Here is a 23,650-nt window from a genome sequence, read left to right as displayed (position 1 = left end):
GGCCCGGGGTCGTGCCTGAAGACGCGGCTCAGCGGGACTCGGCGGCCGTGGGCGCGCCGGCTCCGGCGGCGGCCGGCCCAATAGCCGGCTCGGGCAGGTCCACGCTGTCGCGCAGCCGCACCTGCGGGAGGAACAGCACGGCGAGGATGCCGACGACCGCGATGCAGGCCGAGATGAGGAAGATGTGGCCGGTGGCGTCGCCGTAGGCGGCGCGCACGATGGTGCGGATCGGCTCGGGCAGCGCTCCCATGTTGAGGCTGCCGCTGCCGCTCTGGGACGCGGGCACCCGGATGCCGGCCTTGACCATGCCCGCGGTGATGTTCTCGGTGACCTGGCCGGCCAGCACCGCGCCCAGGACCGAGACGCCGATCGTGCCGCCCAGCGAGCGGAAGAAGGTGATCGCGCCGCTGGCCGCGCCCAGCTCGCGCAGCGGGACGGTGTTCTGCACGGCCAGCACGAGGTTCTGCATGGACATGCCGACGCCGGCGCCGACCACGAGCATGCCGCCGCCGACGAGGACCAGCGAGGTGTCGTGGTCCATGGTGGACAGGACGAGGAACCCGAGCGTGAGCACGATCGAGCCGACGAGGATGTACGGCTTGACCCGCCCGCTGCGGGACACCATCCGCCCCGAGACCGTGGACGAGACCAGGACGCCGAGCATCATCGGGATGGTGAGCAGGCCGGCCTCGGTGGGGCTGTAGCCGCGGCCGATCTGGAAGTACTGGCCGAGGAAGACCGCGCCGCCGAACATGGCCATGCCCACGGCCAGGCTGGCCAGGATGGCGAGGGCGGGAACGCGCCGCCGGATGACGTGCAGCGGGACGACCGGCTCGCGGACCACGGACTCCACCCAGACGGCGATGCCCAGCAGCACGACCGAGGCGCCGACCATGGTGAAGGTCTGCCAGGAGATCCAGTCGAAGGAGTTGCGGACGAAGGTGATCCAGACGAGCAGGACGCTCACGCCGGCGGCGATGAGGAGCGCGCCGGGGTAGTCGACCGAGGTGCCCGGCCGGCGGACCGAGGCGATGTCGAGCGTGCGGTGCAGGATGATCAACGCGAGTGCGGTGAACGGGATCGGCAGGAAGAAGCACCACCGCCAGCCCAGCCAGGAGGTGTCGGTGATCAGGCCGCCCAGCAGCGGCCCGCCGACCGTGGCCACGGCCATGACCGCGCCGAGGTAGCCGTTGTACTTGCCCCGCTCCTTCGGGCTGATCATGGCGGCGATGACCACCTGCACCAGGATCTGCAGGGCGCCCATGCCCAGGCCCTGCACCGCGCGGAAGGCGATCAGCATCGGGGTGTTCTGGGCGAAGCCGCAGGCCAGCGAGGCGACGAGGAAGATGCCGATGGCGATCTCGAGCAGCAGCTTCTTGCTGAACAGGTCGGCCAGCTTGCCCCAGATGGGCGTCGAAGCCGTCGTGGTGAGCAGAGCCGCGGTGACCACCCAGGTGTACTGCGACTGGGTGCCGTTCAGCGCGCCGATGATCTGCGGCAGCGCCACCGACACGATCGTGCTGCTGATCATCGCGAGGAACAGGACGAGGAGCAGGCCGCTCAGCGCTTCGAGTATCTGCCGGTGGCTCTTGGCCCCCGTCTCCGGCAGCGTGGGTGCGCTCACGCGCAGCCTCCAATGCGAGTTGGGAGGGGATTACCTCTCAACGATACATGCCCGATGGGCAACTTTGCTTAATGGGCAATAATTCAGCGGCTAAGCTGAGTCCACCATGGAACCGACGGCGGGGTTGCGCGAGCGTAAGAAGGCCGAGACGCGGCAGGCCATCCACAAGGCCACGCTGCGGCTCGCCGTGGAGCGCGGTCTCGATCACGTCACCGTCGACGACATCGTGGAGGCCGCCAACATCTCGCGCCGGACCTTCTCCAACTACTTCGCCAGCAAGGAGGACGCCCTCCTGTACGGCGAGGAGGAGCGCGTGCGGTCGCTGGTCCGGGCGGTCCGCGAACGGCCGGCGGGGGAGTCGGGCCGGCAGGCGCTGCGCGGAGCCGTGCGCGACACGCTGGAGGACATGGGCGAGCTCGACCGCGAGTGGGCGGTGCGCACCTCGCTCACCAAGCGCCATCCCTCCCTGCTCGCCCGGCAGCTCGCCAACCACGCCAGGCTGGAACGTGAGCTGGTCCAGGCGATCTCCGAACGCGACGGAGAACGCGACGGAGCGGGAGACCCCGCGGCCGACCTGAAGTCGCGGATCATGGCCGCGGCCTTCCTGGTGGCGTTGCGCATCGCCACCCACGTCTGGATCGAGGAGCAGGAGGCACGCCCGCTCTCGCAGATCATCGAGCAGGCCCTCGACCAGATGGAACGGCCCTTCGGCTGAGTCTCCGGCCCTTCCGCCGACCCCGTCTGGGCACCCGGTTCGCGCCTCCCAGCCTCGGCGGCGGGGCTTGGAGGCGGGGCTTGGAGGCGGGGGCTTGGAGGCGGGGCTCAGCCCGTGAAGCGGGCCAGGAGCAGCCCGAGCCTGAGCTCGTGGTGCTCGCGCGGGAGCCGGCCGCCGCGCATCAGGGTCACCAGGCCGTGCAGGGCGGCCCAGAAGGTCTCGGTCAGTGCGCCCAGGTCGTCGCCGCCCGCGTGGGGGCGGACGGCCTCGGCCAGCTCGCCGAAGGCCGCCTGCAGGGCGGGCGGGGCCTCGGGGGTGGCGAACGGCAGCGGGACGGCCAGGCTGAAGATCACGTCGTAGAGGGCCGGATGCCGGTCGGCGAAGGCCACGTAGGCCGCGCCGACGCCGGCGATGGCGCGGCGGTCGTCCGGCGCCGCGGTCCTGGCCGTGCGCAGCTCCCGGGCCAGGTCGGCGCAGCCCTCCACGGCGACGGCCGCCATGATCGCGTCCTTGCCCTTGAAGTGGCTGTAGAGCACCGGCTGGCTGTATTCGACCCGCTCGGCCAGCCGCCGGGTCGTGACCGCCTCCCAGCCCTCGGCCTCGGCCAGTTCGCGGGCGGCCGTGATTATCAGCTTTTCCCGCTCGGCGCGCTCGCGCTCCCTGCGTGACTGGATCGACATGCTTCGAACTCTAGCAGCGCTAGCGTTAATGGCAATGCTCTGCTAGCTTCGTTCTTGTTCCTAGCGCTGCTAGATCTCGGAGAGAGACATGCTCACCCCCATCGCGTACGGCCTCGCCATCGTCCTCAACCTGATGATCCTGTTCATCGGAGCCCGCTTCCTGCTCGTGCCGCACGCCGCGGCCGCCGGCTACGGCGTCCCGGCGAAGAAGGACGGCGACGCCGCCTATCTGACGATCAAGGGCCTGCGTGACGGAACCTACGGTCTGCTGGGCCTGGCCCTGCTTGTCTTCGCCGGCGCCCGTGCCGAGGCCTGGTACATGCTGATCGTCGCCCTGGTGCCCCTGGGCGACACCCTGATCGTGCTGCGCGACGGCGGCACCCGGGCGGTCGCGTTCGGCATCCACTTCGCGACCGCCGTGGCCGTCCTCATCAACGCCGCCCTGCTCTTCGCCGTTTGACCCCCGTACCCCGACTACGTGCACCGAAGGACCCGACATGTCGCTGATCGTCCCCGACTTCGCCGAATCCGTGATCGTGCGCTCCGCCGACGCCGAGGTCATCGGGCGGGCCCCCATCACCATGCGGCTGCTGGCCGACAGCAGCGCCACGGGCGGCGCCCTGTCCGCCCAGCGCATCACCCTCAACGACGGGGCGGACGGCGCCGCCCCCCATCACCACACCGGTTCCGCCGAGCTGTTCTACCTGCTCGACGGCCGCGCCCAGCTGCTGACCGGGGATGAGGTCGTCACCGCGGAACGCGGCGACCTCGTCATCGTCCCGCCGGGCCTCGCCCACGCGTTCGCCGCAGCCCCCGGCCACGCCGCCGACATCCTCATTGTCATCACGCCGGGCGTGGAGCGCTTCGAATACTTCCGGCACCTGGAGCGCATCGCCTACGGCAAGCAACCCCCGCAGTCCCTCCTCGAGGTCCAGGAGCTCTACGACAACCACCTGCGCACCAGCGCCGTCTGGACCGCGACCAGGAGCGGGCGGGCCGTCTAGCATCACGGCATGGCCCCCACCAAGGCCGACCTCGAGGCGGCCAGGAACGCGACGATCGAGGACGTCCTCGGCCCCGCACTCGACGTGCTGTTCTGCGGGATCAACCCCAGTCTCTACTCGGCCGCGACCGGTCACCACTTCGCGCGGCCGGGAAACCGGTTCTGGCCCGCGCTGCATCTGTCCGGCCTCGTGCCGCGCAGGCTCGCGCCGTCCGACCAGCATCTGCTTCCGTCGTACGGGCTGGGCATCACCAACATCGTGGCCCGGGCGACCGCCCGGGCCGACGAGCTGACCCAGGACGAGCTCCGCGAGGGCGGCGTGCGGCTCGCGCGGCTGGTCGGGCGGGTCCGTCCCCGCGTCCTGGCGATAGCGGGGGTGTCGGCCTACCGCGTCGCCTTCGCGCGCCCCGCCACCCGGATCGGCCCGCAGAAGGAGACGGTCGGCGGGACGGCGCTGTGGGTGCTGCCCAACCCCAGTGGGCTGAACGCCCACTGGAGGCTGGACGCCATCGCGGCCGAGATGGCCCGTTTGCGCCCGCCGCCTGCCTGACGGGATCACCGCGACGTCCGGGGACGGCCCGCTCCCGGCTCCTCCGGGCTCCTCCCGGCTCGGATGTCAGTCCGTCTGTGCCTCACGGCCTGCCCGCACCCGGCCCGACAGGAAGCGGGCGGCCTCGTCGAGCGCCTCGTCGGCCTCGTCGAGGTGGCCGAAGTGGTTCTGGAAGACGTGCGGCACCTGCGGCCAGACCCGCAGCGTGACCTCCACCTCGTCCGCGGCCGCGCGGCCGGCGAGCCGTACGGCGTCGTCCAGCAGGAGTTCGTTCGAGCCGGCCTGCACCAGGAGCGGGGGCAGGCCCCGCAGGTCGGCGAACGCGGGGCTCGCCAGCGGATGGGCGGGGTCCTGACCGGCCAGGTAGCGGGTGGCGAAGGCCTGGAGCGCCTCGGGGATGAAGATCGGGTCGGCGTCCTTCTTCGTGTGCATGCTCTGCCCGCCGAGTGTCAGGTCGGCCCACGGGGAGAACACGACGGCGCCCGCCGGCTGCGGGAGGCCGGCGTCGCGGGCCGCGACCAGGGTGGCGACGACCAGGCCGCCACCCGCGGAGTCCCCGGCGAGCACCAGCTCCTCCGGTCGCACCCCCTCGCCGAGCAGTGCCCGATAGGCGGCGAGGCCGTCGTCCACCGCGGCGGGGAAGGGATGCTCGGGGGCCAGCCGGTAGTCCAGGGACGTCGCCCGCAGCCCGGCCCGGCGCGCCAGCCGGGCGGTGAGCCCCGCGTGCGTGCCGGGCGAGCCCAGGACGTAGCCGCCGCCGTGGAAGTGGAGCAGCCGCCCGCGGCCGGTGGCGGAGGCCGGGGTCAGGTCGAGCGCGGGACGGTCGGCGAGCACGGTCTCGCGTACCGCGACGTCGTCGGGCACGGGCCGGGAAAGGGCTGCGGCGAATCCGGCGCGCTGCTCCGCCAGCGTCGGGTTCGGGTGGACGGGGGCGTTGCGGTGCAGGGCGTCGACGGCCTCGCGCTGCAGGCGGGTCATCAGGACCTCCAGGTGTCGGGGTGGAAGAATGCATTCCGTGGAATGCACATGTGGTCCCAAACCCGGTTCCGCGGAAGATGATTCCCTGGAATCAACCTCGGCGATGAATGTGACGGACATCACTCGGCTGTTCACCGATCTCGTCCGCGTCGAGACCCGGCTGTACAACACGGTGAGCGACCGGCTGCGTGCCGAGCACGGGATCGGCCTGGGTCAGTTCGAGTTCCTGCAGATCATCGACGGCCGCCCCGGGTGCCGGGTGCTCGACATCGTGCGCGAGGTGGGGATCACCGTCGGAGCCGTGAGCAAGGCCGTCGACCGGCTCGAGAGCGCGGGCCTGTGCGTGCGCGCGGCGCATCCCGGGGACCGGCGGTCCTCCGTCCTCAGCCTCACGCCGGAGGGGTCCCGGCTCCTGGCCGCGGCCCGCCCGGCCCTCGAGGACGAGCTGGCCGCCCGCGTGGCCGTCGTCCCGGCCGCCGATCTCGCCCGGACCGCCGCGACGCTCGCCACCCTGCGCGCGGCGCTGGAGGAGCACCGGCGGGACGGGACCTGAGCCCCGTCCCGACGGCCGGGCGCGGGCGTGACTCAGGAGTGGCCGGGGCGGGAGAGGATCCGCCCGGCGGCCGGCGGCGGCAGATGCGCCACCTCGCGGTCGTGGAAGGCCACCATGTCCTCGGCGCGGGCGTACAGCCCGGCGACGGCACGGGCGCAGCCTTCGACGATCCGGGTGTCGGTGATCCGCCGCGCGCCCACATGGGCGCCGATCTCGTCGTAGAGGACCTCGTACATCAGCTCGTGGCTGAGGATCAGCAGCTCGGGCAGCGGCGCGCGGCTCTCCAGGTGCCGTACGGACCGGGCGTGCAGTGCCCGCGCCCGCTCACCGGCCCGGGTGCGCGCCGCGAGCAGGACGATCTCCCACTGCAGGTACGGCGTCGGCGGCATCTCGACGATCCGCAGCCGGCGCAGTTCCGCCCGGGGCGGCAGATCGTCGGCGAAGCGCATCTCCTCCATCAGCGCGAGCGACCGGTCCCAGTCTCCGCTCATCATCGCTGCCCAGCTCGGGGTGCCCGGCTCGTGGAAGTGCTGGGCGCGTTCCAGCTTCCACACCACGCCCTCGGTCCGGCGCAGGTGGTCGTAGAACTCGGTCCGGTACTCCGCCGCGGCAAGCACCTCTCCCGCGGCCTGTCTGACGTGCTCGAACGCTTCTCCGGGCATGGAGCCTCCTTCGGCCGAAGCCGAATCGCTGGTCGGAGCGCGCCCGGCTCCGGCCCGGAATCGGAGACGCGGCGCGCGTGGGGTCTTCCGCGGACGTCTGGGGGGCGTCAGTTCCCCGTCGAGTTGCTGCACACGGCCGTCTCCGCGGCCTCCAGCAACCTGATCCTGATCTGCCTCGTCCCCGGCGTTGCTTCGCTCTCCTGCACCACCTCGGGTTCTGGCTCGGCCGGCTTCATCTCACCCTCCGTTCGTCGGCGTGGCCGCAAACACTCCCCCGAGGGCGACATGTCGATCGTTGGCCGCTGCCGATCCCGGGTCAAGGCCCAATTCGGGCCGGCTTCTCCGACAGGCCGGCCGGGGGCGGCAGCGGGGCCACCTCACGGTCGAAGAACGGCAGCAGGTCCTCGCCCTCGCCGTACAGGGAGACCAGGGCGGACAGGCAGGGTGAGACGACGCCGGGATCGGTGATCCGGCGGGCGCCGACCGCGGCCCCGATCTCGTCGTAGCGGACCTCGTACAGCAGACCCGGGCCGAAGACGACCAGTTCGGGCAGCGCCGCCCGGGTCTCCAGCGGCGCGACCGCCGACGCCGCGAGCACCCTGATCTCCTCGCCCGCCGCGACCCGTACGGCGAAGATCTGCGCCTCCCACTGCAGATACGGGGTGAGGGGCAGCTCGACGACGCGCAGCCGCCTGAACGGGGCCCGCTCGCGGTACATCGCGGTCAGCGGGGCCCGCATCTCCTCGACGAGCTCGACGGCCCGCGCCCAGTCGCCCGCGTCGGCGGCCCGCCAGCTCGGCACGGCCGGCTCGTGGAAGTGCTGGGCGCGCTCCAGCTTCCACACCACCTCCGTCGCGTCGCGGTAGACCTCCTCGAACTCGGCCTGATAGGCGTCCAACCCCAGGAACTCGCCGTCGGCGGCCCTGACGTCATCGAACACATGACTCGGGATCACGGTTTCTCCTCAGCGAACCGGCGGCACGGCGCGCCTTCGGGCCGTGCCTGCGCCACCACGTTGTGGCCCAAAGGACGTGGAACCCGGTGACGACCAGCACCGTGACCACGCCGTCCGCCGCGGCGACCCATCCGGGCGGGTCGAGCAGCGCACGCACGGCACCGGCGAGCAGGCCCAGGGCCGCGGGAAGCGTCACCGTGACGGCGAGCCAGAGGCACAACGCGGTCCCGGCGACGAGCATCGCCGTGTACGCCCGGACCCAGCGGCTCTCGGCCCGCGGCAGCCGGGCGAGCGGATCGGCCGACCGGCGCAGCAGGGCCCGGCGGCACACGTGCGCCGCGTACGCGGCGGAGTCGCCGTACAGGTTCCGGCAGCCCGTCACGTCCTGCAGCACGAAGTAGAGATCGGTGCGCATGAACACCAGGAACTGGGCCGACAGCATGATCAGCGCCGTCATCGCGACGACGGACAGGGCCGGACGCGGCCCGGCCGGCACCATGAGCAGGAGGCAGACCGCGCACACGGCGGCGTCCAGCGCCATGCCGGAGAGGTAGACCGTCAGCCGGACCCGGCGCTCCGCCAGCCAGACGCCCGACACCTCGGTCTGCGCCGTGAGGAACTGCAGACGGGTGCCGAACCTGACGCGCCCCGGCACGCCGGCGGCGCGAGCCGTGCACAGATGGGCCAGCTCGTGCAGGAGGATCAGCATCCATCCGGCCGCCGTCTGCGCGAGCAGGACCAGCGTCCCGTGGTCGCTCCAGAGCAGGTCCCGCCAGCCGGGGACGACGCGCGGCCGCAGCAGTGCCACCGCCACCCCGGCAAGGATCACGGCCGCCAGGGCGGCGTGCAGCGACGGGTTGAGCGTCCACCGCACGTGGCGGGGCAGCAGCCGGGGAAGAGTGGGCGGCGGGGGAGGGGCCGCGGGGACGGGGCGTCCGTCCACCGCCGCCACCAATCCCGCACGGACCAGGCCGTCGACGAACCCGCCCACGTCCACCCGGGTCCCGGTCTCCGCGCCGAGCCGCCGCTCCACCTCGGGGACCGTCGCCCCCTCCTGGAACAGGCGGATGACCCGCATGCCCTGCGCGGGTACGGCGATGACGTCGCCGGTCTCCACCCGCCCGACGATCCACTCCTCGCGGTCCCGGCGTACGCCGAGATCGTGCAGGGTGACCCGGGTCGGTGTCATGACGAACGGCCCGCGGGGCCCGCCGGGGCGGGCGTCCGGCCCGCCCCGGTTCCGGTGCCCGGTGAACGGAGCACTGCCGAGCGTGATCCGGACGGCGCCTCATCGCGCTTCACACCGGAGAAAATCCTCGCAGGCACGGGTTTTCCACTGGGGCTCCGGAAGGTGCCCCACCCGCGGGAATTCCTCGCGAACTCGGAATTTCCGCGGGGCCCGATTTCGTCGCCCACAGCTCGGCCGTGGCCTCCTCCGGCTTGCGATGCGTCCACCTGGATCCCCGCTCCTGACGGGCAGCGTTTGTCAGGCACCACCGGCCGGTCTCAGGTCGAGTTGCCCTGGCTGAAGGCCGTTGTCTCGATCTTGTCCAGTCTGCGGATCGCGATCTCGGCCGCGACGGGCTCGGCCGATTCGTCCGGCTGTGCCTGATTCTGCTCTTGAGGGGTCATCGAACACCTTCCGCCATGGATTATCGGTGCGGACCTCGCGCGAGAGAAAACATTTAAATGTTCGGATGTCAGACATAATCGGTCAAGCCCCATTTTGCGACTCGGTTGATTGGCGCTGACCTCCGCAGACCGGGCAGTCGGGGCGAGGCGGATGCCGGACCCAGATGTGCTGGTCCGGTGCGATGAGGTTCAGTCCGACGGCCGTGCCGGTGGCGGGCTCGGGCACTCCGGTGACCAGCGAGATCACCGAGTGCGCGACCAGCTGGCCCGAGACGCCGGCCGAGGCGGCGACCACGCCCGGTCCTCCGAGGTCCACCGGAAGGCCCGGCCTGCGGCGGCGCGCCTCGCCCGCGGCCAGGCACTCGTAGCAGGCGCCACGCCCGGGGGCGAAGGTGCCCACGGTCACGAGGGGGCCGTTGTAGCCGCCGCCGACCCACGGCACGCCGGCCCGCGCGCAGATCCGGTTGGCCCAGATCCGGATGCCGGGCTCCCTCGGCTCGTCGGCGCACAGCGCGAGGACGTCGGCGCCCGCCACGAGGGACAGCAGGTCGGCCTCGCTGCCGATCCTTCGCCGCTCGCCGGTGACCTCGATGTCGGAGTTCAGCCGGCGCAGCCTGCCGACGGCCGCGTCCACCTTGGCGCGGCCGAGATCGTCCTCGGTGTAGAGGACCTGCCGGTTCAGGTTCGACAGCTCCACCACATCGGCGTCCACGCAGTGCAGGCGGCCGACGCCGGAGGCGGCGAGGGCCCACGCGGCGTGGCTCCCCGTGCCGCCGAGGCCCAGCACCACGACCCGGGCGGCCCGAAGGCGCAGCTGCGCGTCCCATCCTCGCCGTCCCGGCTCGAGGTCGACCTGATGGAAGAACGCCTGGCTCCTGTCGTACCGCTCGCGCTCCCGTTCGTCGAGCTCCCCCGGAACGGGAGCCGAGGCGTCCTCCACATGTCCCGACGCGATGAGGGCGGCGACGATCCGGGACGCCTGGAGCGCGGAAACGCCGGGCAGCCGCCGGCAGACGGCCTCGGCGACGTCGTCGGGAGACCGGGTGCCGTCCATCAGGGTGAGCGCGGCCCACGCGCCGCCCGTCGGATCGCTGATCTCGGTGGCCAGCCCGTAGATCTCGCCGCCGATGCGCACCGTTCCGTCATCGAAGCGGTACGGCTCGTGCTTCCGCTTGACCCGTGGCAACAGCACGTGTCCCGCTTCCTCCTCGGCAGACGGTTGACGCGGTCCTACCGAGAAGTCATCACGTGGAACTCCGTGGCGCAAGACCCGGATGCCAGTGCCGGATGCCGGTGCCGGACTTCAGTGCCGGGTGGGGTGCGGGTGATGACGCCGGTGGTGGGCCAGGCCGAGCACCACCTTCACCAGCAAAGCGATGATCAGGAACTTGAGCACCAGGAACGGCGGCCACATCGGCCCGGCCGCCAGGACGACGATCGCGGCCACCGGGATGAGGAACAGCGCCGGATGCGGGCGATGGCCGCGCCGCCGCGGGACCATGCCGTGTCCCCAGCTCGCGTGTGCCCAGGGCGGGCCGCCGGGCCGGTGGGGACCGTACGGGCCGGGCCGCGCGCCCGCGGGGGCGCCCGGGAAACCGGGCACGCCGGCGGGCAGGAAGCCCGGCCGCCCCGGACCCCAGGCGCGTGGGGCACCGGCCCGGTGGCCGCCGTCCGAGACGCCGTCCGGTGCGCCGCCCGGCCACGCGCCGGGCAGGTCGGCGGTCACCCGCCGCAGGTCCTCGGCCGTGCGCGCCGAGAGGGTGGCGTCGAGGCGCTCGTCGAGCTCCTCGTGGGTGATGCGGCCCTGCGCGAACGCGTCGTGCAGCAGCCGCGTCACCTCGTCGCGCTCCCTGTCCCCGATGCGCAGGGCGCCGATACGCGCCCCGCCGTACGCCGGACCGCTCGGCGGAGCGTGGCCCGCGGGCCCGCCGCCCGGCGCGTCGCCGCCGCGGGAGGTGGGTGCGCCGCCCTCGGCGGCCGGCCGGTCAGGGGAGACCATCGTCACTCCTCCACCGGGTCGCCGTCGGCGAGGATCTGGTACAGCCGCCGCCTGGTCTCGGTCAGGACCTGCTTGGCCTGCCTGACCTGCCCCTCGGAGCCCGAGTGGGCGATCTGGAACAGCGCGGACGCCGCCTGCCTGGACAGATCGAAGAGTTCGTGGACGTCGTCCCCGACGTCCGGCGTCATCTCCTCCCAGGGCGCCCGGACCTCGTCCCCGTGCTCCGTGACGTAGGCGCGCCCGGCCTCGGTGAGCTGGAACGTCTTGCGCCCGTCGGTCTCCTCCGCGCGCACCAGGCCCTCGTCGGTGAGCTGCTGCAGCGCCGGGTAGACCGCGCCGGGGCTGGGCTTCCAGCCGCCCTGGCTGCGCTCGGCGATCTCCTGGATGATCTGGTAGCCGTTGCGCGGCTCCTCGGCGAGCAGGGCGAGGATCGCCGCCCGTACGTCACCGCGCTTGGCCTTCCTCTGCCGTCCGAAGCCCCGGGGGCCGAACGGGAAGCCGCCGCCCGCCCACGGCGGCCCGAAGGGACCGCCGCCGGGCCCGAAACCGCCCCATGGGCCGCGCCCCCGCATGCCGCCCCGGTGCCGGTGCTCGTGAGGGCCGCCGCCCTCGTGATGCTCCTGGTGCCACATGGCCGCCCCCTTCATGAGCGTCTCGCGCATCGCGCGCCGCATCTGGCGGCGCATCTCGTGCCTGAACCCGTGTCCGAAATCGTGCCCGCACTCGTGGCCGGATCCGGGGCCGAATCCGTGCCCGAACCCGGGGCGGGCCCAGGGCCCGCCGAGCGTGTGTGCCGAACCCATCGCAGTCCCCCTTCTGGTTCACGATCTGTTCTCGATGCTTCAACGATATATCGCGACCGTTCTTGCGACAACGCCCGAGTAAGAGTGATGTAGCTCACGCGGAAGTTTTTCGAGGAGGGGGAACAGGCCCCGAGACCGTAGCGTTATCTCACACGAAGACGGGATCGTTCTGCTCTGAGAGGGCTGGGGGGTGCTCTTGGAGCTAGACGATCCCGTCTTTGTCGTTCCGCGGCCCTCGTGAGCGGGGCCCTCGTCGTTCCGGCGGCGGTGTGCCGCGTGCGAGACGTCGGCGGCGAGCGGCGGCGCGCGACACGTGCCCGTACGGGTGGGCGCTACGCGGAATTTGTCGGTGCTTTGCCGTACAGTCTCCAAGCGTGATCTTGTCATGATGGGGCACTCGCACGCCCTCAGCGGGGCGGCGGTGTGGCTGGCGGTCGCGCCGGCCCTGGTGGCGCTGCCGGACGTGTTGGGGCATCCGGAGCTGGCGACGATGACCGGGCCGATCCTGACCCCGCCCGAGCTCGTCGCGGGCGCCGTCGTGTGCGCGGGCGCGGCCATGCTGCCCGATCTCGACCATCCCAGTGCCACGATCGCGCAGACGTTCGGACCGGTGACCTGGCTGCTCAGCAAGGGCGTGAACTTCGTGAGCGGCGGGCACCGGCACGCCACCCACTCGCTGCTGTTCAGCGTCCTGATGGGAGTGGGTGCGCACCTGCTCGGCGAGCGCTACGCCATCGGCCGCGACATCCTGGTCGTGCTGATGATCGGCCTGGCGATCCGCGCCGTGGGCATCGGCGTGCCCGGCAAGACGCTCACCTCCGCCATCGTGAACGTGGGACTCACGGCAGGGCTGTTCCTGACCTTCATGACGCTCGGGGTCACCTACTCCTGGCTGGGGCTGGCCATCGGGGTCGGCTGCCTGGTGCATGTCATCGGCGACTGCCTGACCGAGCGCGGCTGCCCCGTCTTATGGCCGATCCAGGGACGTTGGCTCCTGCCGTGGAAGATCGGCATCAAGACCGGCAGGGCGTTCGAGAAGCAGTTCCTCGGCCCGGCCCTGTCGATCGTGGTGATCGCGCTGTTCTGCCTGCGGCTGATGCCCGCCTGAGCGGTGACGCGTGCCACGCGTGTCCGCCTGAACCATCGCGGAAGCCGGAAACCCGGCTGTTCGCCGGCACCATGATGCCGGCCTACCTATCAGTAACTTGATGTCGAGATATCTTGAGGGATATCTTGACATCGAGACATCCGTCGACCCGCACAGGTTAGGGCAACCTAATTGTCAGGAGTGTCCCGGACGTGCGGGAGGATGCACACGAAACCTGAGACAAGCCCGGAACCCTGGGGAGGCGAACTTCGTGTCCGCGAACAGCTTCGGCAGCCGTGACACGCTGCGCGTCGGCGACGCGTCATACGAGATCTACCGGCTGGACGCCGTCGAGGGGTCGGCGCGCCTCCCGTACAGCCTCAAGATCCTGCTGGAAAACCTGCTCCGCACCGAGGACGGCGCGAACATCACCGCCGACCACATCCGCGCCATCGCGGGCTGGGACCCGAACGCCCAGCCGAGCGTGGAGATCCAGTTCACCCCCGCCCGTGTGATCATGCAGGACTTCACCGGCGTGCCCTGCGTGGTCGACCTCGCCACCATGCGCGAGGCCGTACGCGACCTGGGCGGCGACCCGGCGAGGATCAACCCGCTCGCGCCGGCCGAGATGGTCATCGACCACTCGGTCATCGTCGACTTCTTCGGCCACCCCGACTCCTTCCAGCGCAACGTCGAGCGGGAGTACGAGCGCAACCGCGAGCGCTACCAGTTCCTGCGCTGGGGCCAGACGGCGTTCGACGAGTTCAAGGTCGTCCCGCCCGGCACCGGCATCGTCCACCAGGTCAACATCGAGCACCTGGCCCGCGTGGTCATGACCCGCGACGGCAAGGCCTACCCGGACACCTGCGTGGGCACCGACTCCCACACCACGATGGAGAACGGCATCGGCGTCCTCGGCTGGGGCGTCGGCGGCATCGAGGCCGAGGCCGCGATGCTCGGCCAGCCGATCTCGATGCTGATCCCGCGGGTGGTCGGCTTCAAGCTGACCGGCAAGCTGCCGGCCGGCGCCACCGCGACCGACCTCGTGCTCACGATCACCGAGATGCTGCGCAAGCACGGCGTGGTCGGCAAGTTCGTGGAGTTCTACGGCGAGGGCGTCTCCAGCGTGCCGCTGGCCAACCGCGCCACGATCGGCAACATGAGCCCCGAGTTCGGCTCCACCTGCGCCATCTTCCCGATCGACGGCCAGACCATCGACTACCTCAAGCTCACCGGCCGCTCGCCGGAGCAGGTCGCGCTGGTCGAGGCGTACGCCAAGGAGCAGGGCCTGTGGCTCGACCCCTCGGCCCCCGAGCCCGCCTTCAGCGAGTACATCGAGCTCGACCTGTCGACCGTCGTCCCGTCGATCGCCGGGCCCAAGCGCCCGCAGGACCGCATCCCGCTGGCCGACGCCAAGTCGGCCTGGCGCGCGGCGGTCCGCACCTACGTCACCGACGAGTGCATCGAGGGCCCGGCCGACGAGGCGTCCGCCGAGTCCTTCCCGGCCTCGGACTCTCCGGCGATCTCCCACAGCGGGGCGGGCGACGTGCCGCACGCCGTGCGGCGCAACGGTGAGCGGCCGCACCGGCCCACGCCCGTGACGCTGTCGGACGGCACGTCGTTCGAGATCGACCACGGTGTCGTCACGATCGCCGCGATCACGTCCTGCACGAACACCTCCAACCCGTACGTCATGCTCGGCGCGGCCCTGCTGGCGAAGAACGCGGTGGACAAGGGGCTGTCGCGCAAGCCGTGGGTGAAGACCTCGCTCGCCCCGGGCAGCCAGGTCGTCACCGGCTACTTCGAGCGGTCCGGCCTCCAGCCGTACCTCGACAAGCTGGGCTTCAACCTCGTCGGCTACGGCTGCACCACCTGCATCGGCAACTCCGGCCCGCTGGAGCCGGAGATCTCCGCCGCGGTCCAGGACGGCGACCTCGCGGTCACCGCCGTGCTGTCGGGCAACCGCAACTTCGAGGGCCGCATCAACCCCGACGTCAAGATGAACTACCTGGCCTCGCCGCCGCTCGTGGTGGCGTACGCGCTGGCCGGGACGATGGACGTCGACCTGAACAACGAGCCGCTCGGCGTCGGCGACGACGGTCAGCCGGTCTTCCTCAAGGACATCTGGCCCGCGCCCGAGGAGGTCGCGGCGGTGGTGTCGGAGTCGATCAGCCAGGACATGTTCCAGCGCGACTACGCGGACGTCTTCAAGGGTGACGAGCACTGGCAGTCGCTGCCGATCCCGACCGGCGACACGTTCGAGTGGGACTCCGAGTCGACGTACGTCCGCAAGGCGCCGTACTTCGACGGCATGCCCGCCAAGCCCGAGCCGGTGACGGACATCAGCGGCGCCCGGGTCCTGGCGAAGCTGGGCGACTCGGTCACGACCGACCACATCTCGCCCGCGGGCGCGATCAAGGCCGACACTCCGGCGGGCCGCTACCTGCGCGAGCACGGCGTCGAGGTCAGGGACTTCAACTCCTACGGCTCCCGCCGCGGCAACCACGAGGTGATGATCCGCGGCACGTTCGCGAACATCCGGCTGCGCAACCTGCTGCTCGACGGCGTGGAGGGCGGCTACACCCGCGACTTCACCAAGGGCGGGGAGCAGGCGTTCATCTACGACGCGTCGCAGAACTACCAGGCCGCCGGCATCCCGCTGGTCGTCCTGGCCGGCAAGGAGTACGGCTCCGGGTCCTCGCGTGACTGGGCGGCCAAGGGCACCGCGCTGCTCGGCGTGCGCGCCGTCATCGCCGAGTCGTACGAGCGCATCCACCGGTCGAACCTGATCGGCATGGGCGTGCTGCCGCTGCAGTTCCCCGAGGGTGAGAGCGCCGAATCGCTGGGCCTGACCGGCGAGGAGACCTTCGACATCGTGGGAGTCGAGGAGCTGAACACCGGCTCGACCCCCGCCACCGTCACCGTGCGGGCCGGAGACGTCGAGTTCCAGGCCGTGGTGCGGATCGACACGCCCGGCGAGGCGGACTACTACCGCCACGGCGGCATCATGCAGTACGTCCTGCGCTCCCTGCTGGCCAAGAGCTGAGAGGGCTCGCCTAGAGCTGAGGCGAGGTCTCATCGCACCTGACGCCGCCCTGGACGGGATCTCAGATCTCGTCCAGGGCGCCGCCGTTCTACAGCATGTCGGCGACCCAGTCGGCGATCTCCGACAGCACGCCGGGCGGAACGACCCCGATCCTTGTGCCGAATCGTTCAGGTGAGAGCGCGCGCAGTTGCTCGACCATCGCCCAACTCGTCTTCGGCAGTCCCGTTTCATCGGGCGCTACCTCGATGTGCGTGTCCCAGCCGCGAAATCGCGTCGTCAACGGGACGGCGAGCACGGGGTCCCGTACGAATCTGTTGCAGATGTCGTTGCTGACGACGACGGCAGGCCGGCCGTACCCTTGCTCACGGCCGATCGGGTCGCCGAGGTCGGTCCACCAGATGTCGCCTTGCCTGACCCTCATTCCTCTCCTCGGGTGCGTTGGGGAGATCCTCGGGCGGATCGAAAAGACCTTCCCACTCGGGGGCGATGCGGTTCGACGGAGGACCGAGCCACAGGTCGCGCTCTGTGACGTACTCCGCCCAGCCTTCCGGGTCCTCGCTTCGTGTCCGCTCCATCTGCGCGGCGACACGCTGCCAGCGGAGCTTCTTCCTGTGCTCTCTCACGGCGTCCTCGACCAGTGCGGTCATGCTCTTGCCTTCCTGCTCCGAGAGTTGCGCTATCAGGTCTCTGATCTCGACGCTGACCCGGATCGTCGTGTGGCGTTGCTCGCTCCCCATACCGCGAGGCTACGATCCTGTCTACAAAAGGCGCTATGGCCATGTCGCCACGCGCGAGTCTACGAGGGCTCTGATTACTCTCGCGATACTTTTCGATTACTGACGGTGATTGTCCGAGTTTTTGGGGCCGGATAACCGGTTGCCGTGGCGGTGGGGGACGCCACTAGGGTCCGCGCATGGATCACGACGTGGTGCTGCTGCTCATCGGGGGAGTGGCCGTCTTCATCGGGGCGATCGTGCAGGGCGGGGTGGGGTTCGGCCTGGGCCTGGTGGCCGCACCCTTGATCACGCTGCTCGACCCGGCGGTGATGCCCGGCGCGGTCCAGGTCGTCAACATGACGATGCCGCTGCTCACCCTGGCCGGAGAGTGGCGCAGGGCCGAGTGGCGGGGGGCCGGGTTCGCCCTGCTGGGCCGGCTGCCGGGCAGTGCGATCGGCGCACTCGTGGTCGTCTATGTGAGCACGGCGGCCCTCGGCGTGCTGGTCGGAGTGATGGTGCTGGTCGCGGTCGTGCTGACGGCCCGCGCCGTGTCCGTGCCGCGCAACGGCGCGACGCTGACCGCCGCCGGGTTCCTCTCGGGGATCACGGGCACGGCCACCGGGATCGGCGGCCCGCCGATCGCCCTGGTCTACCAGAGCGCCCGCGGCCCGCAGATCCGGGCGACGCTGGCGATGTTCTTCTGCGTGAGCGCCGCCCAGTCGCTCGTCATCCTCGCCGTCCTCGGTAGGCTCCCCGGGCGCGCCCTGGCGGCGGGAGCGGCCCTGGTGCCCTTCGTCCTGCTCGGCTTCGCGGCATCGGGACCGCTGCGCCGTTACCTCGACGGCGGAAGGGTGCGTACGGCGGTCCTGACGGTGGCCGCCGTCTCCGCCTGCGCACTGCTCGGGCAGAGCCTCGCCCACTGACCGCCGGGGGCGCGGCGGGCTGCCCGAGCCGGGGGAGGATCGCCGCCCGAAGTTGATCGTGCGTTTCTTCATTGTTACCGCGGACAACAAACGTTACCGTCCTGTGTCTTTCACCACCTGCGCTTTGGGCTTACGTTGTCTCAAACAACATTCCCTGGAGCGGTGAACGCCGTGACCCGGCCCCTGCCGTACCGGGTGGCCAGAGTGTCTTGACCGACAGCATTCGCCCAGACGGCGGGAAGAGGCACTGGCTCGGCCGCACCCCCTCATAGACCCCCAGCCAAAGAAAGGACCCACGCATCATGCGCAAGGGGATCCTCAGCATCGGCGCCGCCGCCGCGGCGCTCACCCTCGGTCTCACCGCCTGCGGGGGCGAGAGCGGTGACACCTCGGCGGAGACCAGCAGCGCCCCCTCGGCCGCCGCCGGCGACGCCAAGCCCGGCAAGATCGGTGTCATCCTGCCGGACAGCAAGTCCTCCGCCCGGTGGGAGACCGCCGACCGCAAGTACCTCGAGGAGGCGTTCAAGACGGCGGGTGTCCAGTACGACATCCAGAACGCCCAGGGTGACAAGACCGCGTTCCAGACGATCGCGGACCAGATGATCACGAACGGCGCGACCGTCCTGATGATCGTCAACCTGGACAGCGGCACCGGCAAGGCAGTGCTGGACAAGGCCAAGTCGCAGGGCGTCGCGACGATCGACTACGACCGTCTCACGCTCGGCGGCAGCGCCTCCTACTACGTGTCGTTCGACAACACGGCGGTCGGCAAGCTGCAGGGCGAGGGCCTGGTCAAGTGCCTGACCGAGAAGAAGGCCGACAAGCCGATCGTCGCCGAGCTGAACGGCTCGCCGACCGACAACAACGCCACGCTGTTCAAGCAGGGCTACGACGGCGTGCTGCAGCCGAAGTACGACTCCGGCGACTACAAGAAGGGCCCGGACCAGTCGGTTCCCGACTGGGACAACACCCAGGCCGGCACGATCTTCGAGCAGATGCTGACCCAGGAGCCGAAGATCGCCGGTGTCCTCGCCGCCAACGACGGCCTGGGCAACGCCGCCATCTCCGTGCTGAAGAAGCAGAAGCTGAACGGCAAGGTCCCGGTCACCGGCCAGGACGCCACCGTGCAGGGCCTGCAGAACATCCTCGCCGGCGACCAGTGCATGACGGTCTACAAGGCCATCAAGAAGGAGGCGGACGCCGCCGCGCAGCTCGCCGTCTCGCTGGCCAAGGGCGAGCAGCCGCAGGCGAGCGGCACGGTCAAGGACACCGAGGGCAACCGTGACGTCCCCTCCGTGCTGCTGGAGCCCCAGGCCATCTTCTTCGACAACGTCAAGGACGTCGTGGCCGACGGCTTCGTGAGCAAGGACGAGCTGTGCACCGGCGACTTCGCCGACAAGTGCACCGAGGCCGGCATCAGCTAAGCACATCCATCCACCGGGTGCGTACGGCGACGCGGACCCCCCTGAGCGGGTGACGTGCTGAGCCGCGACGAGCACCGTGCGGGGCGCCTGAGCCGAGACGGCACAGGGCGCCCCGCACCGCCCGGAGCGACGAGAGGCGGCCCGAGAACGGCGCCGTACCGGCCCAATCGATCTACGGAGTAGCCCATCGTGTCCCAGGGACCGATCCTGGAACTGCGCGGCATCAACAAGAGCTTCGGCCCCGTGCAGGTCCTTCACGACGTCGCCTTCTCGGTCTATCCGGGTGAGGTGACAGCACTCGTCGGCGACAACGGCGCCGGCAAGTCGACGCTGGTCAAATGCATCGGCGGCATCCACCCGATCGACTCGGGCGAGTACTTCTTCGATGGCGAGCGGGTTCACGTGAGCGGGCCCAGGGACGCGGCGGCGCTGGGCGTCGAGATCGTCTACCAGGACCTCGCCCTCTGCGACAACCTCGACATCGTGCAGAACATGTTCCTGGGCCGGGAGCGCAAGAGCGGGCTGGTCCTCGACGAGGACACGATGGAGGAGATGGCGGCCAAGACCCTGGCCGGCCTGTCGGTCCGCACCGTCAAGTCGCTGCGCCAGCACGTCTCCAGCCTGTCCGGCGGTCAGCGTCAGACCGTGGCGATCGCCAAGGCCGTTCTGTGGAACAGCAAGGTCGTCATCCTCGACGAGCCGACCGCCGCCCTCGGCGTCGCGCAGACCGCCCAGGTCCTGGAGCTGGTGCGCCGCCTGGCGGACAAGGGCCTCGCGGTGGTGCTCATCTCTCACAACATGAACGACGTCTTCGCCGTGTCCGACCGGATCGCGGCGCTCTACCTGGGCCGGATGGCGGCCGAGGTCAAGGCGTCCGAAGTGACCCACGCGCAGATCGTGGAACTCATCACCTCCGGGCGCAGCGGGGAGCTCGGGCTCAAGAACGGCAACGGAGCGGCATCATGACAACCGAAACGCTCCCCAAGCAGGAGAACGCCGAGTCCGCGCTCGGCGGGCACGTCAAGGGCTACATCGAGCGGGTCAAGGGCGGTGAGCTGGGGGCGCTGCCCGCGGTCTTCGGCCTCGTCATCCTCTGCGTGGTCTTCTCCGTCCTGCGCCCGGCCTTCCTGTCGGCGGTCAACTTCGCCAACCTGTTCACCCAGGGCGCGGCGGTCGCCGTCATCGCCATGGGCCTGATCTTCGTGCTGCTCCTCGGCGAGATCGACCTGTCCGCCGGTTTCGCGAGCGGCGTCTGCGCGGCGGTGCTCGCCGTACTGCTGACCCTGCAGGGCTGGCCCTGGTATCTCGCGGTCCTGGCCGCGATGGTCACCGGCGCGGTCATCGGCCTGGTGCTCGGGTCGCTGGTGGCCAAGCTCGGCATCCCGTCCTTCGTGGTCACGCTGGCGGCGTTCCTGGCTTTCCAGGGCGTCGTGCTGCTGCTGGTGAAGGACGGCACCAACATCTCGATCCGCGACGAGACGATCCTCGCGATCGCGAACAAGAACGTCCCGCCGGTCGTCGGCTGGGGGGCGCTGGTCGTGGGCGTCTTGGCGTACGCCGCCATCCAGTTCGTGCAGGCGCGCCGCCGTGCGGCCCGCGGCCTGGTCGCCACTCCGGTCGCGGTCATCGCCGCCCGGGTCGCGACGCTCGCCGTGGTCGCCGGGGTCGCGGTGTACGTGCTCAACCTGGAGCGCAGCCGCAACGCGGCGCTCGTGTCGCTCAAGGGCGTGCCGATCGTCGTCCCGCTGATCGTGATCCTGCTGATCGTGTGGACCTTCGTGCTGCGGCGCACGGCGTACGGCCGGCACATCTACGCGGTCGGCGGCAACGCCGAGGCCGCCCGCAGGGCCGGCATCAACGTGGACCGCATCCGCATCTCCGCCTTCGTCATCTGCTCCTTCATGGCCTCGCTCGGCGGCATCATCGCGGCGTCGCGGGCCAACTCGGTCGACCCCAACACCGGCGGCAGCAACGTGCTGCTGTTCGCGGTGGGCGCGGCCGTCATCGGCGGCACCAGCCTCTTCGGCGGCAAGGGCCGGGCGCTCGACGCGCTGCTCGGCGGCGCGGTGGTCGCGGTCATCGAGAACGGCATGGGCCTGATGGGCTACAGCGCCGGCGTCAAGTTCGTCGTGACCGGTTCGGTGCTCCTGCTCGCCGCGGGCGTGGACGCGCTGTCGAGGAAGCGTGCGGCGGCGACCGGCAGAAGATGACGTGATCGGGACCGATAAGGTGATCTCCGGCCCCTGACCTGCTCAGGTTTCCCCCGACCCCCCACGGAATCCGAGGCTGCCCCGATGATGCGCGCCGGTCCCTCACAGGAGGAGATCCGCAAGCACAACCTCGGGACGCTGCTGCGGCACGTCCACCTCGGGGGGCCGACCTCGCGCGCCGAGCTGACCTCGCTGATGGGGCTGAACCGGAGCACCATCATGGCGCTCACGGCGGACCTGACGGCGGCCGGTCTGGTCAGGGAGGAACTGCCCAAGGACACCGGCCGGGCGGGACGGCCGTCGCTGGTCGTCCGCCCGGAGACGGCACGCGTCTACGTGCTGGCCTTCGAGGTGGGGGTCGACCGCCTGGCCGCCGCGCGCATCGGCCTCGGCGGCGTGATCCTCGACCGCCGCGAGGCCGTGCGGGCGCGCGGGGACTTCGACATGGCGCAGGTCGTGGGGACGCTGGCGGGCTTCGCCCGGCAGATGCGGCGCAAGACCCGCGAGGACACGATCTGCGTCGGCGCGGCGGCGGCGGTCTCCGGTGTGGTCCGCGCCTCCGACGGCGTGGTCAGGATCGGGCCGAACATCGGCGCGTTCGAGATGCCTCTGGGCGAGGAGCTGACGAAGCGGCTCGCGCTGGGGCTGCCGGTGACGGTGGGCAACGAGGCGAACCTCGGCGCGCTCGCCGAGCACACCCGCGGGATCGGGGCCGGCTGCCGCGACCTGATCTACCTCCACGGCGACGTGGGCATCGGCGGCGGCATCATCGTGAACGGCCAGCTCCTCGGGGGGTACGGCGGGTATGGCGGCGAGGTGGGCCACATGGTGGTCAACCCGGACGGCCGCCCCTGCGCCTGCGGCTCGCACGGCTGCCTGGAGGCCGAGGTGGGGGAGCCCGCCCTCATGGAGCACGCCGGCCGGTACGGCGAGATGATCGGCAGGGACGCGGTCCGTGCCGTCGTCGACGCCGCCGACCGGGGCGACGTGATGGCCCAGGAGGCGCTCGCCCACGTGGGGAACTGGCTCGGGCTCGGCGTCGCGAGCCTGGTGAACGTCTTCAACCCCGAGATGGTCGTCTTCGGCGGCATCCTGCGGGAGATCTACCTGGGTTCCGCCGCCCAGGTGCGCAGCCGGATCGCCACCGGCACCCTGCGCGCGACGCGGGAGCAGGTGCGGCTGCGCACCACGGCGCTGGGCGACGACGCGACCCTGATGGGGGCCGCCGAACTGGCCTTCGCCCAGGTGCTCGCCGACCCCCTCGAAGCGCTGTCCCGCGTCGCCCCCTGAGGGCGCTAGGCGACCCGGGAGGCGGGGGCGGAGAAGGTGTCGCACACCTGCGGGCCCCTGCCGTACCAGCCGCGCTTGAGCCAGTAGCGGATGTTGCGCGTCGTGCCGTGCCACCTGTCGCCGACGACCCATTTGAGCTGCTCGTCCCAGTCGAGCCGGTCGCGGCCCAGCGAACGCCAGACGCTGCCGACGAAGGCGCCGGAGAAGCACTCGGCCTGCAGTTCGACGCGGCGGTTGAGGTTGGCCTCCCGTTTCCCGCCCGCCTTGGCGGACTGCCGGTCGAACTCGGCCAGGATGCCGGCGCGGTCCTGCGCGTAGTGGCCGTACTCGTGGGTGACGACCGTGAAGAGGTCGAACCCCGTGGGATCGGACAGCGCCTCCTTGTCCAGCAGGACCCACATCGTCGTGTTCTTGGGGCAGTACTGGCCCGCCAGGTAGCTCGCCATGTACTGGGTGCAGCCCGTGTACACGCCTTTGGTGATGTAACGCACCCGTGGCGGGGAGAACCTCAGCCCGGCCCGGTGGAACTCCTCGCTCCAGGTGCGCCGCAGGCAGCCGAACAGGGCGTCCAGATAGGCCCGGAAGGTGGTCAGGTCGCCGGCCCGGCGGGCCGGCTCGGTGCACCGGGAGGTTTCGAACGCGCCCGCGGTGTAGAGCGGGTTCCTCGTCAGCGCCTTCTGGCCGGTGGGCACGGGCCGCGCCGGCGTGCCGGACGCGCTCGCCGTGCCGGTGAGGGACAGGACCCCCGCCGCCGCCGTCGCCGCGACGGCCACCGTGCGGAGGCTTATGCGAATCATGAG

The 23,650-nt window shown here is 71.0% G+C and carries 26 protein-coding genes; 12 read left to right on the top strand and 14 right to left on the bottom strand.

What is annotated here, in order from left to right:
• Positions 1-28 precede the first annotated feature (28 nt).
• Positions 29-1,531, bottom strand: coding sequence for an MDR family MFS transporter (locus ACQPZZ_RS27995; RefSeq protein WP_432934573.1), 1,503 nt, complete (start codon positions 1,529-1,531; stop codon positions 29-31).
• Between the two features lie 199 nt (positions 1,532-1,730).
• On the opposite strand from ACQPZZ_RS27995, the gene ACQPZZ_RS27990 reads away from it, so the two are divergent.
• A complete protein-coding gene (locus ACQPZZ_RS27990) occupies positions 1,731-2,339 on the top strand; it encodes a TetR/AcrR family transcriptional regulator (protein ID WP_363638556.1) in 609 nt (202 codons plus the stop codon).
• Positions 2,340-2,446: 107 nt separating this feature from the next.
• On the opposite strand, the gene ACQPZZ_RS27985 is transcribed toward ACQPZZ_RS27990, so the two are convergent.
• A complete protein-coding gene (locus tag ACQPZZ_RS27985; protein ID WP_432923921.1) occupies positions 2,447-3,019 on the bottom strand; it encodes a TetR/AcrR family transcriptional regulator in 573 nt (190 codons plus the stop codon).
• Between the two features lie 88 nt (positions 3,020-3,107).
• On the opposite strand from ACQPZZ_RS27985, the gene ACQPZZ_RS27980 reads away from it, so the two are divergent.
• Genes ACQPZZ_RS27980 through mug form a run of 3 tightly spaced genes read left to right on the top strand, consistent with a single transcriptional unit; the run spans position 3,108 to position 4,572 of the window.
• The gene (locus ACQPZZ_RS27980) at positions 3,108-3,479 is read left to right on the top strand and encodes a DUF4267 domain-containing protein (RefSeq protein WP_432923919.1); all 372 of its coding nucleotides are present in this window, start codon (positions 3,108-3,110) and stop codon (positions 3,477-3,479) included.
• Positions 3,480-3,516: 37 nt separating this feature from the next.
• The gene (locus tag ACQPZZ_RS27975) at positions 3,517-4,023 is read left to right on the top strand and encodes a cupin domain-containing protein (protein WP_432923917.1); all 507 of its coding nucleotides are present in this window, start codon (positions 3,517-3,519) and stop codon (positions 4,021-4,023) included.
• 9 nt (positions 4,024-4,032) lie between these two features.
• The gene (gene mug, locus ACQPZZ_RS27970; protein WP_432923915.1) at positions 4,033-4,572 is read left to right on the top strand and encodes a G/U mismatch-specific DNA glycosylase; all 540 of its coding nucleotides are present in this window, start codon (positions 4,033-4,035) and stop codon (positions 4,570-4,572) included.
• A gap of 66 nt (positions 4,573-4,638) precedes the next feature.
• Here mug and ACQPZZ_RS27965 read toward each other — a convergent pair whose 3' ends face one another.
• Complete coding sequence (locus tag ACQPZZ_RS27965) at positions 4,639-5,550, bottom strand: alpha/beta hydrolase (RefSeq protein ID WP_432923913.1); 912 nt, start codon at positions 5,548-5,550, stop codon at positions 4,639-4,641.
• 109 nt (positions 5,551-5,659) lie between these two features.
• On the opposite strand from ACQPZZ_RS27965, the gene ACQPZZ_RS27960 reads away from it, so the two are divergent.
• Positions 5,660-6,103, top strand: coding sequence for a MarR family winged helix-turn-helix transcriptional regulator (locus ACQPZZ_RS27960; protein WP_432923911.1), 444 nt, complete (start codon positions 5,660-5,662; stop codon positions 6,101-6,103).
• Between the two features lie 32 nt (positions 6,104-6,135).
• Here ACQPZZ_RS27960 and ACQPZZ_RS27955 read toward each other — a convergent pair whose 3' ends face one another.
• From ACQPZZ_RS27955 to ACQPZZ_RS27920, 8 genes are all read right to left on the bottom strand, one after another.
• Positions 6,136-6,765 carry a DUF6879 family protein gene (locus ACQPZZ_RS27955; protein ID WP_432923909.1) on the bottom strand — a complete coding sequence of 210 codons (630 nt, stop codon included), beginning with the start codon at positions 6,763-6,765 and terminating at the stop codon, positions 6,136-6,138.
• A gap of 107 nt (positions 6,766-6,872) precedes the next feature.
• Positions 6,873-7,001, bottom strand: a complete 129-nt coding sequence (locus ACQPZZ_RS27950; protein WP_432923907.1) for a hypothetical protein — start codon at positions 6,999-7,001, stop codon at positions 6,873-6,875.
• An 80-nt stretch (positions 7,002-7,081) separates the two neighbouring features.
• Complete coding sequence (locus tag ACQPZZ_RS27945; RefSeq protein ID WP_432923905.1) at positions 7,082-7,720, bottom strand: DUF6879 family protein; 639 nt, start codon at positions 7,718-7,720, stop codon at positions 7,082-7,084.
• The gene (locus tag ACQPZZ_RS27940; protein ID WP_432923903.1) at positions 7,695-8,909 is read right to left on the bottom strand and encodes a hypothetical protein; all 1,215 of its coding nucleotides are present in this window, start codon (positions 8,907-8,909) and stop codon (positions 7,695-7,697) included. The genes ACQPZZ_RS27945 and ACQPZZ_RS27940 overlap by 26 nt, the downstream gene beginning before the upstream one ends.
• A 317-nt stretch (positions 8,910-9,226) precedes the next feature.
• On the bottom strand, positions 9,227-9,352 hold the full coding sequence (locus ACQPZZ_RS27935; protein ID WP_363638578.1) for a hypothetical protein: 126 nt from the start codon (positions 9,350-9,352) through the stop codon (positions 9,227-9,229).
• Between the two features lie 82 nt (positions 9,353-9,434).
• On the bottom strand, positions 9,435-10,544 hold the full coding sequence (locus ACQPZZ_RS27930; protein ID WP_432923901.1) for a HesA/MoeB/ThiF family protein: 1,110 nt from the start codon (positions 10,542-10,544) through the stop codon (positions 9,435-9,437).
• Between the two features lie 111 nt (positions 10,545-10,655).
• Positions 10,656-11,351: a DUF1707 SHOCT-like domain-containing protein gene (locus tag ACQPZZ_RS27925; RefSeq protein WP_432923899.1), complete on the bottom strand. Its 696-nt coding sequence runs from the start codon at positions 11,349-11,351 to the stop codon at positions 10,656-10,658.
• Positions 11,352-11,353: 2 nt separating this feature from the next.
• Positions 11,354-12,154, bottom strand: a complete 801-nt coding sequence (locus tag ACQPZZ_RS27920) for a PadR family transcriptional regulator (RefSeq protein WP_432923897.1) — start codon at positions 12,152-12,154, stop codon at positions 11,354-11,356.
• Between the two features lie 385 nt (positions 12,155-12,539).
• On the opposite strand from ACQPZZ_RS27920, the gene ACQPZZ_RS27915 reads away from it, so the two are divergent.
• A complete protein-coding gene (locus ACQPZZ_RS27915) occupies positions 12,540-13,262 on the top strand; it encodes a metal-dependent hydrolase (RefSeq protein WP_363638585.1) in 723 nt (240 codons plus the stop codon).
• A gap of 250 nt (positions 13,263-13,512) precedes the next feature.
• A complete protein-coding gene (locus ACQPZZ_RS27910) occupies positions 13,513-16,287 on the top strand; it encodes an aconitate hydratase (protein WP_432923894.1) in 2,775 nt (924 codons plus the stop codon).
• 88 nt (positions 16,288-16,375) lie between these two features.
• Here ACQPZZ_RS27910 and ACQPZZ_RS27905 read toward each other — a convergent pair whose 3' ends face one another.
• Both ACQPZZ_RS27905 and ACQPZZ_RS27900 read right to left on the bottom strand, forming a co-directional pair.
• On the bottom strand, positions 16,376-16,708 hold the full coding sequence (locus tag ACQPZZ_RS27905) for a type II toxin-antitoxin system PemK/MazF family toxin (RefSeq protein WP_363638589.1): 333 nt from the start codon (positions 16,706-16,708) through the stop codon (positions 16,376-16,378).
• Positions 16,650-17,024 (bottom strand): ribbon-helix-helix protein, CopG family, encoded by a 375-nt coding sequence (locus ACQPZZ_RS27900; protein WP_432923892.1) that lies wholly within the window; start codon positions 17,022-17,024, stop codon positions 16,650-16,652. Before ACQPZZ_RS27900 ends, ACQPZZ_RS27905 begins: the two co-directional genes overlap by 59 nt.
• Positions 17,025-17,200: 176 nt before the next feature.
• Between ACQPZZ_RS27900 and ACQPZZ_RS27895 the strand changes: the two genes are divergently transcribed.
• From ACQPZZ_RS27895 to ACQPZZ_RS27875, 5 genes are all read left to right on the top strand, one after another.
• The gene (locus ACQPZZ_RS27895; protein WP_432923890.1) at positions 17,201-17,926 is read left to right on the top strand and encodes a sulfite exporter TauE/SafE family protein; all 726 of its coding nucleotides are present in this window, start codon (positions 17,201-17,203) and stop codon (positions 17,924-17,926) included.
• A 302-nt stretch (positions 17,927-18,228) separates the two neighbouring features.
• Positions 18,229-19,350 carry a sugar ABC transporter substrate-binding protein gene (locus ACQPZZ_RS27890; RefSeq protein ID WP_432923888.1) on the top strand — a complete coding sequence of 374 codons (1,122 nt, stop codon included), beginning with the start codon at positions 18,229-18,231 and terminating at the stop codon, positions 19,348-19,350.
• Between the two features lie 189 nt (positions 19,351-19,539).
• Positions 19,540-20,316, top strand: a complete 777-nt coding sequence (locus tag ACQPZZ_RS27885) for an ATP-binding cassette domain-containing protein (protein ID WP_363638597.1) — start codon at positions 19,540-19,542, stop codon at positions 20,314-20,316.
• Complete coding sequence (locus tag ACQPZZ_RS27880) at positions 20,313-21,560, top strand: sugar ABC transporter permease (RefSeq protein ID WP_432923885.1); 1,248 nt, start codon at positions 20,313-20,315, stop codon at positions 21,558-21,560. Before ACQPZZ_RS27885 ends, ACQPZZ_RS27880 begins: the two co-directional genes overlap by 4 nt.
• Before the next feature lie 84 nt (positions 21,561-21,644).
• Complete coding sequence (locus ACQPZZ_RS27875; protein WP_432923883.1) at positions 21,645-22,850, top strand: ROK family transcriptional regulator; 1,206 nt, start codon at positions 21,645-21,647, stop codon at positions 22,848-22,850.
• Positions 22,851-22,855: 5 nt separating this feature from the next.
• On the opposite strand, the gene ACQPZZ_RS27870 is transcribed toward ACQPZZ_RS27875, so the two are convergent.
• Positions 22,856-23,647, bottom strand: coding sequence for a neutral zinc metallopeptidase (locus tag ACQPZZ_RS27870; RefSeq protein ID WP_432923881.1), 792 nt, complete (start codon positions 23,645-23,647; stop codon positions 22,856-22,858).
• Between the last annotated feature and the right edge of the window lie 3 nt (positions 23,648-23,650).

It is taken from the genome of Microbispora sp. CA-135349 (genome assembly GCF_050947365.1).
Taxonomy (GTDB): Bacteria; Actinomycetota; Actinomycetes; order Streptosporangiales; family Streptosporangiaceae; genus Microbispora.
Note: the sequence above shows the minus strand (reverse complement) of the source record. Positions and strands in the feature narration are given on the sequence as shown.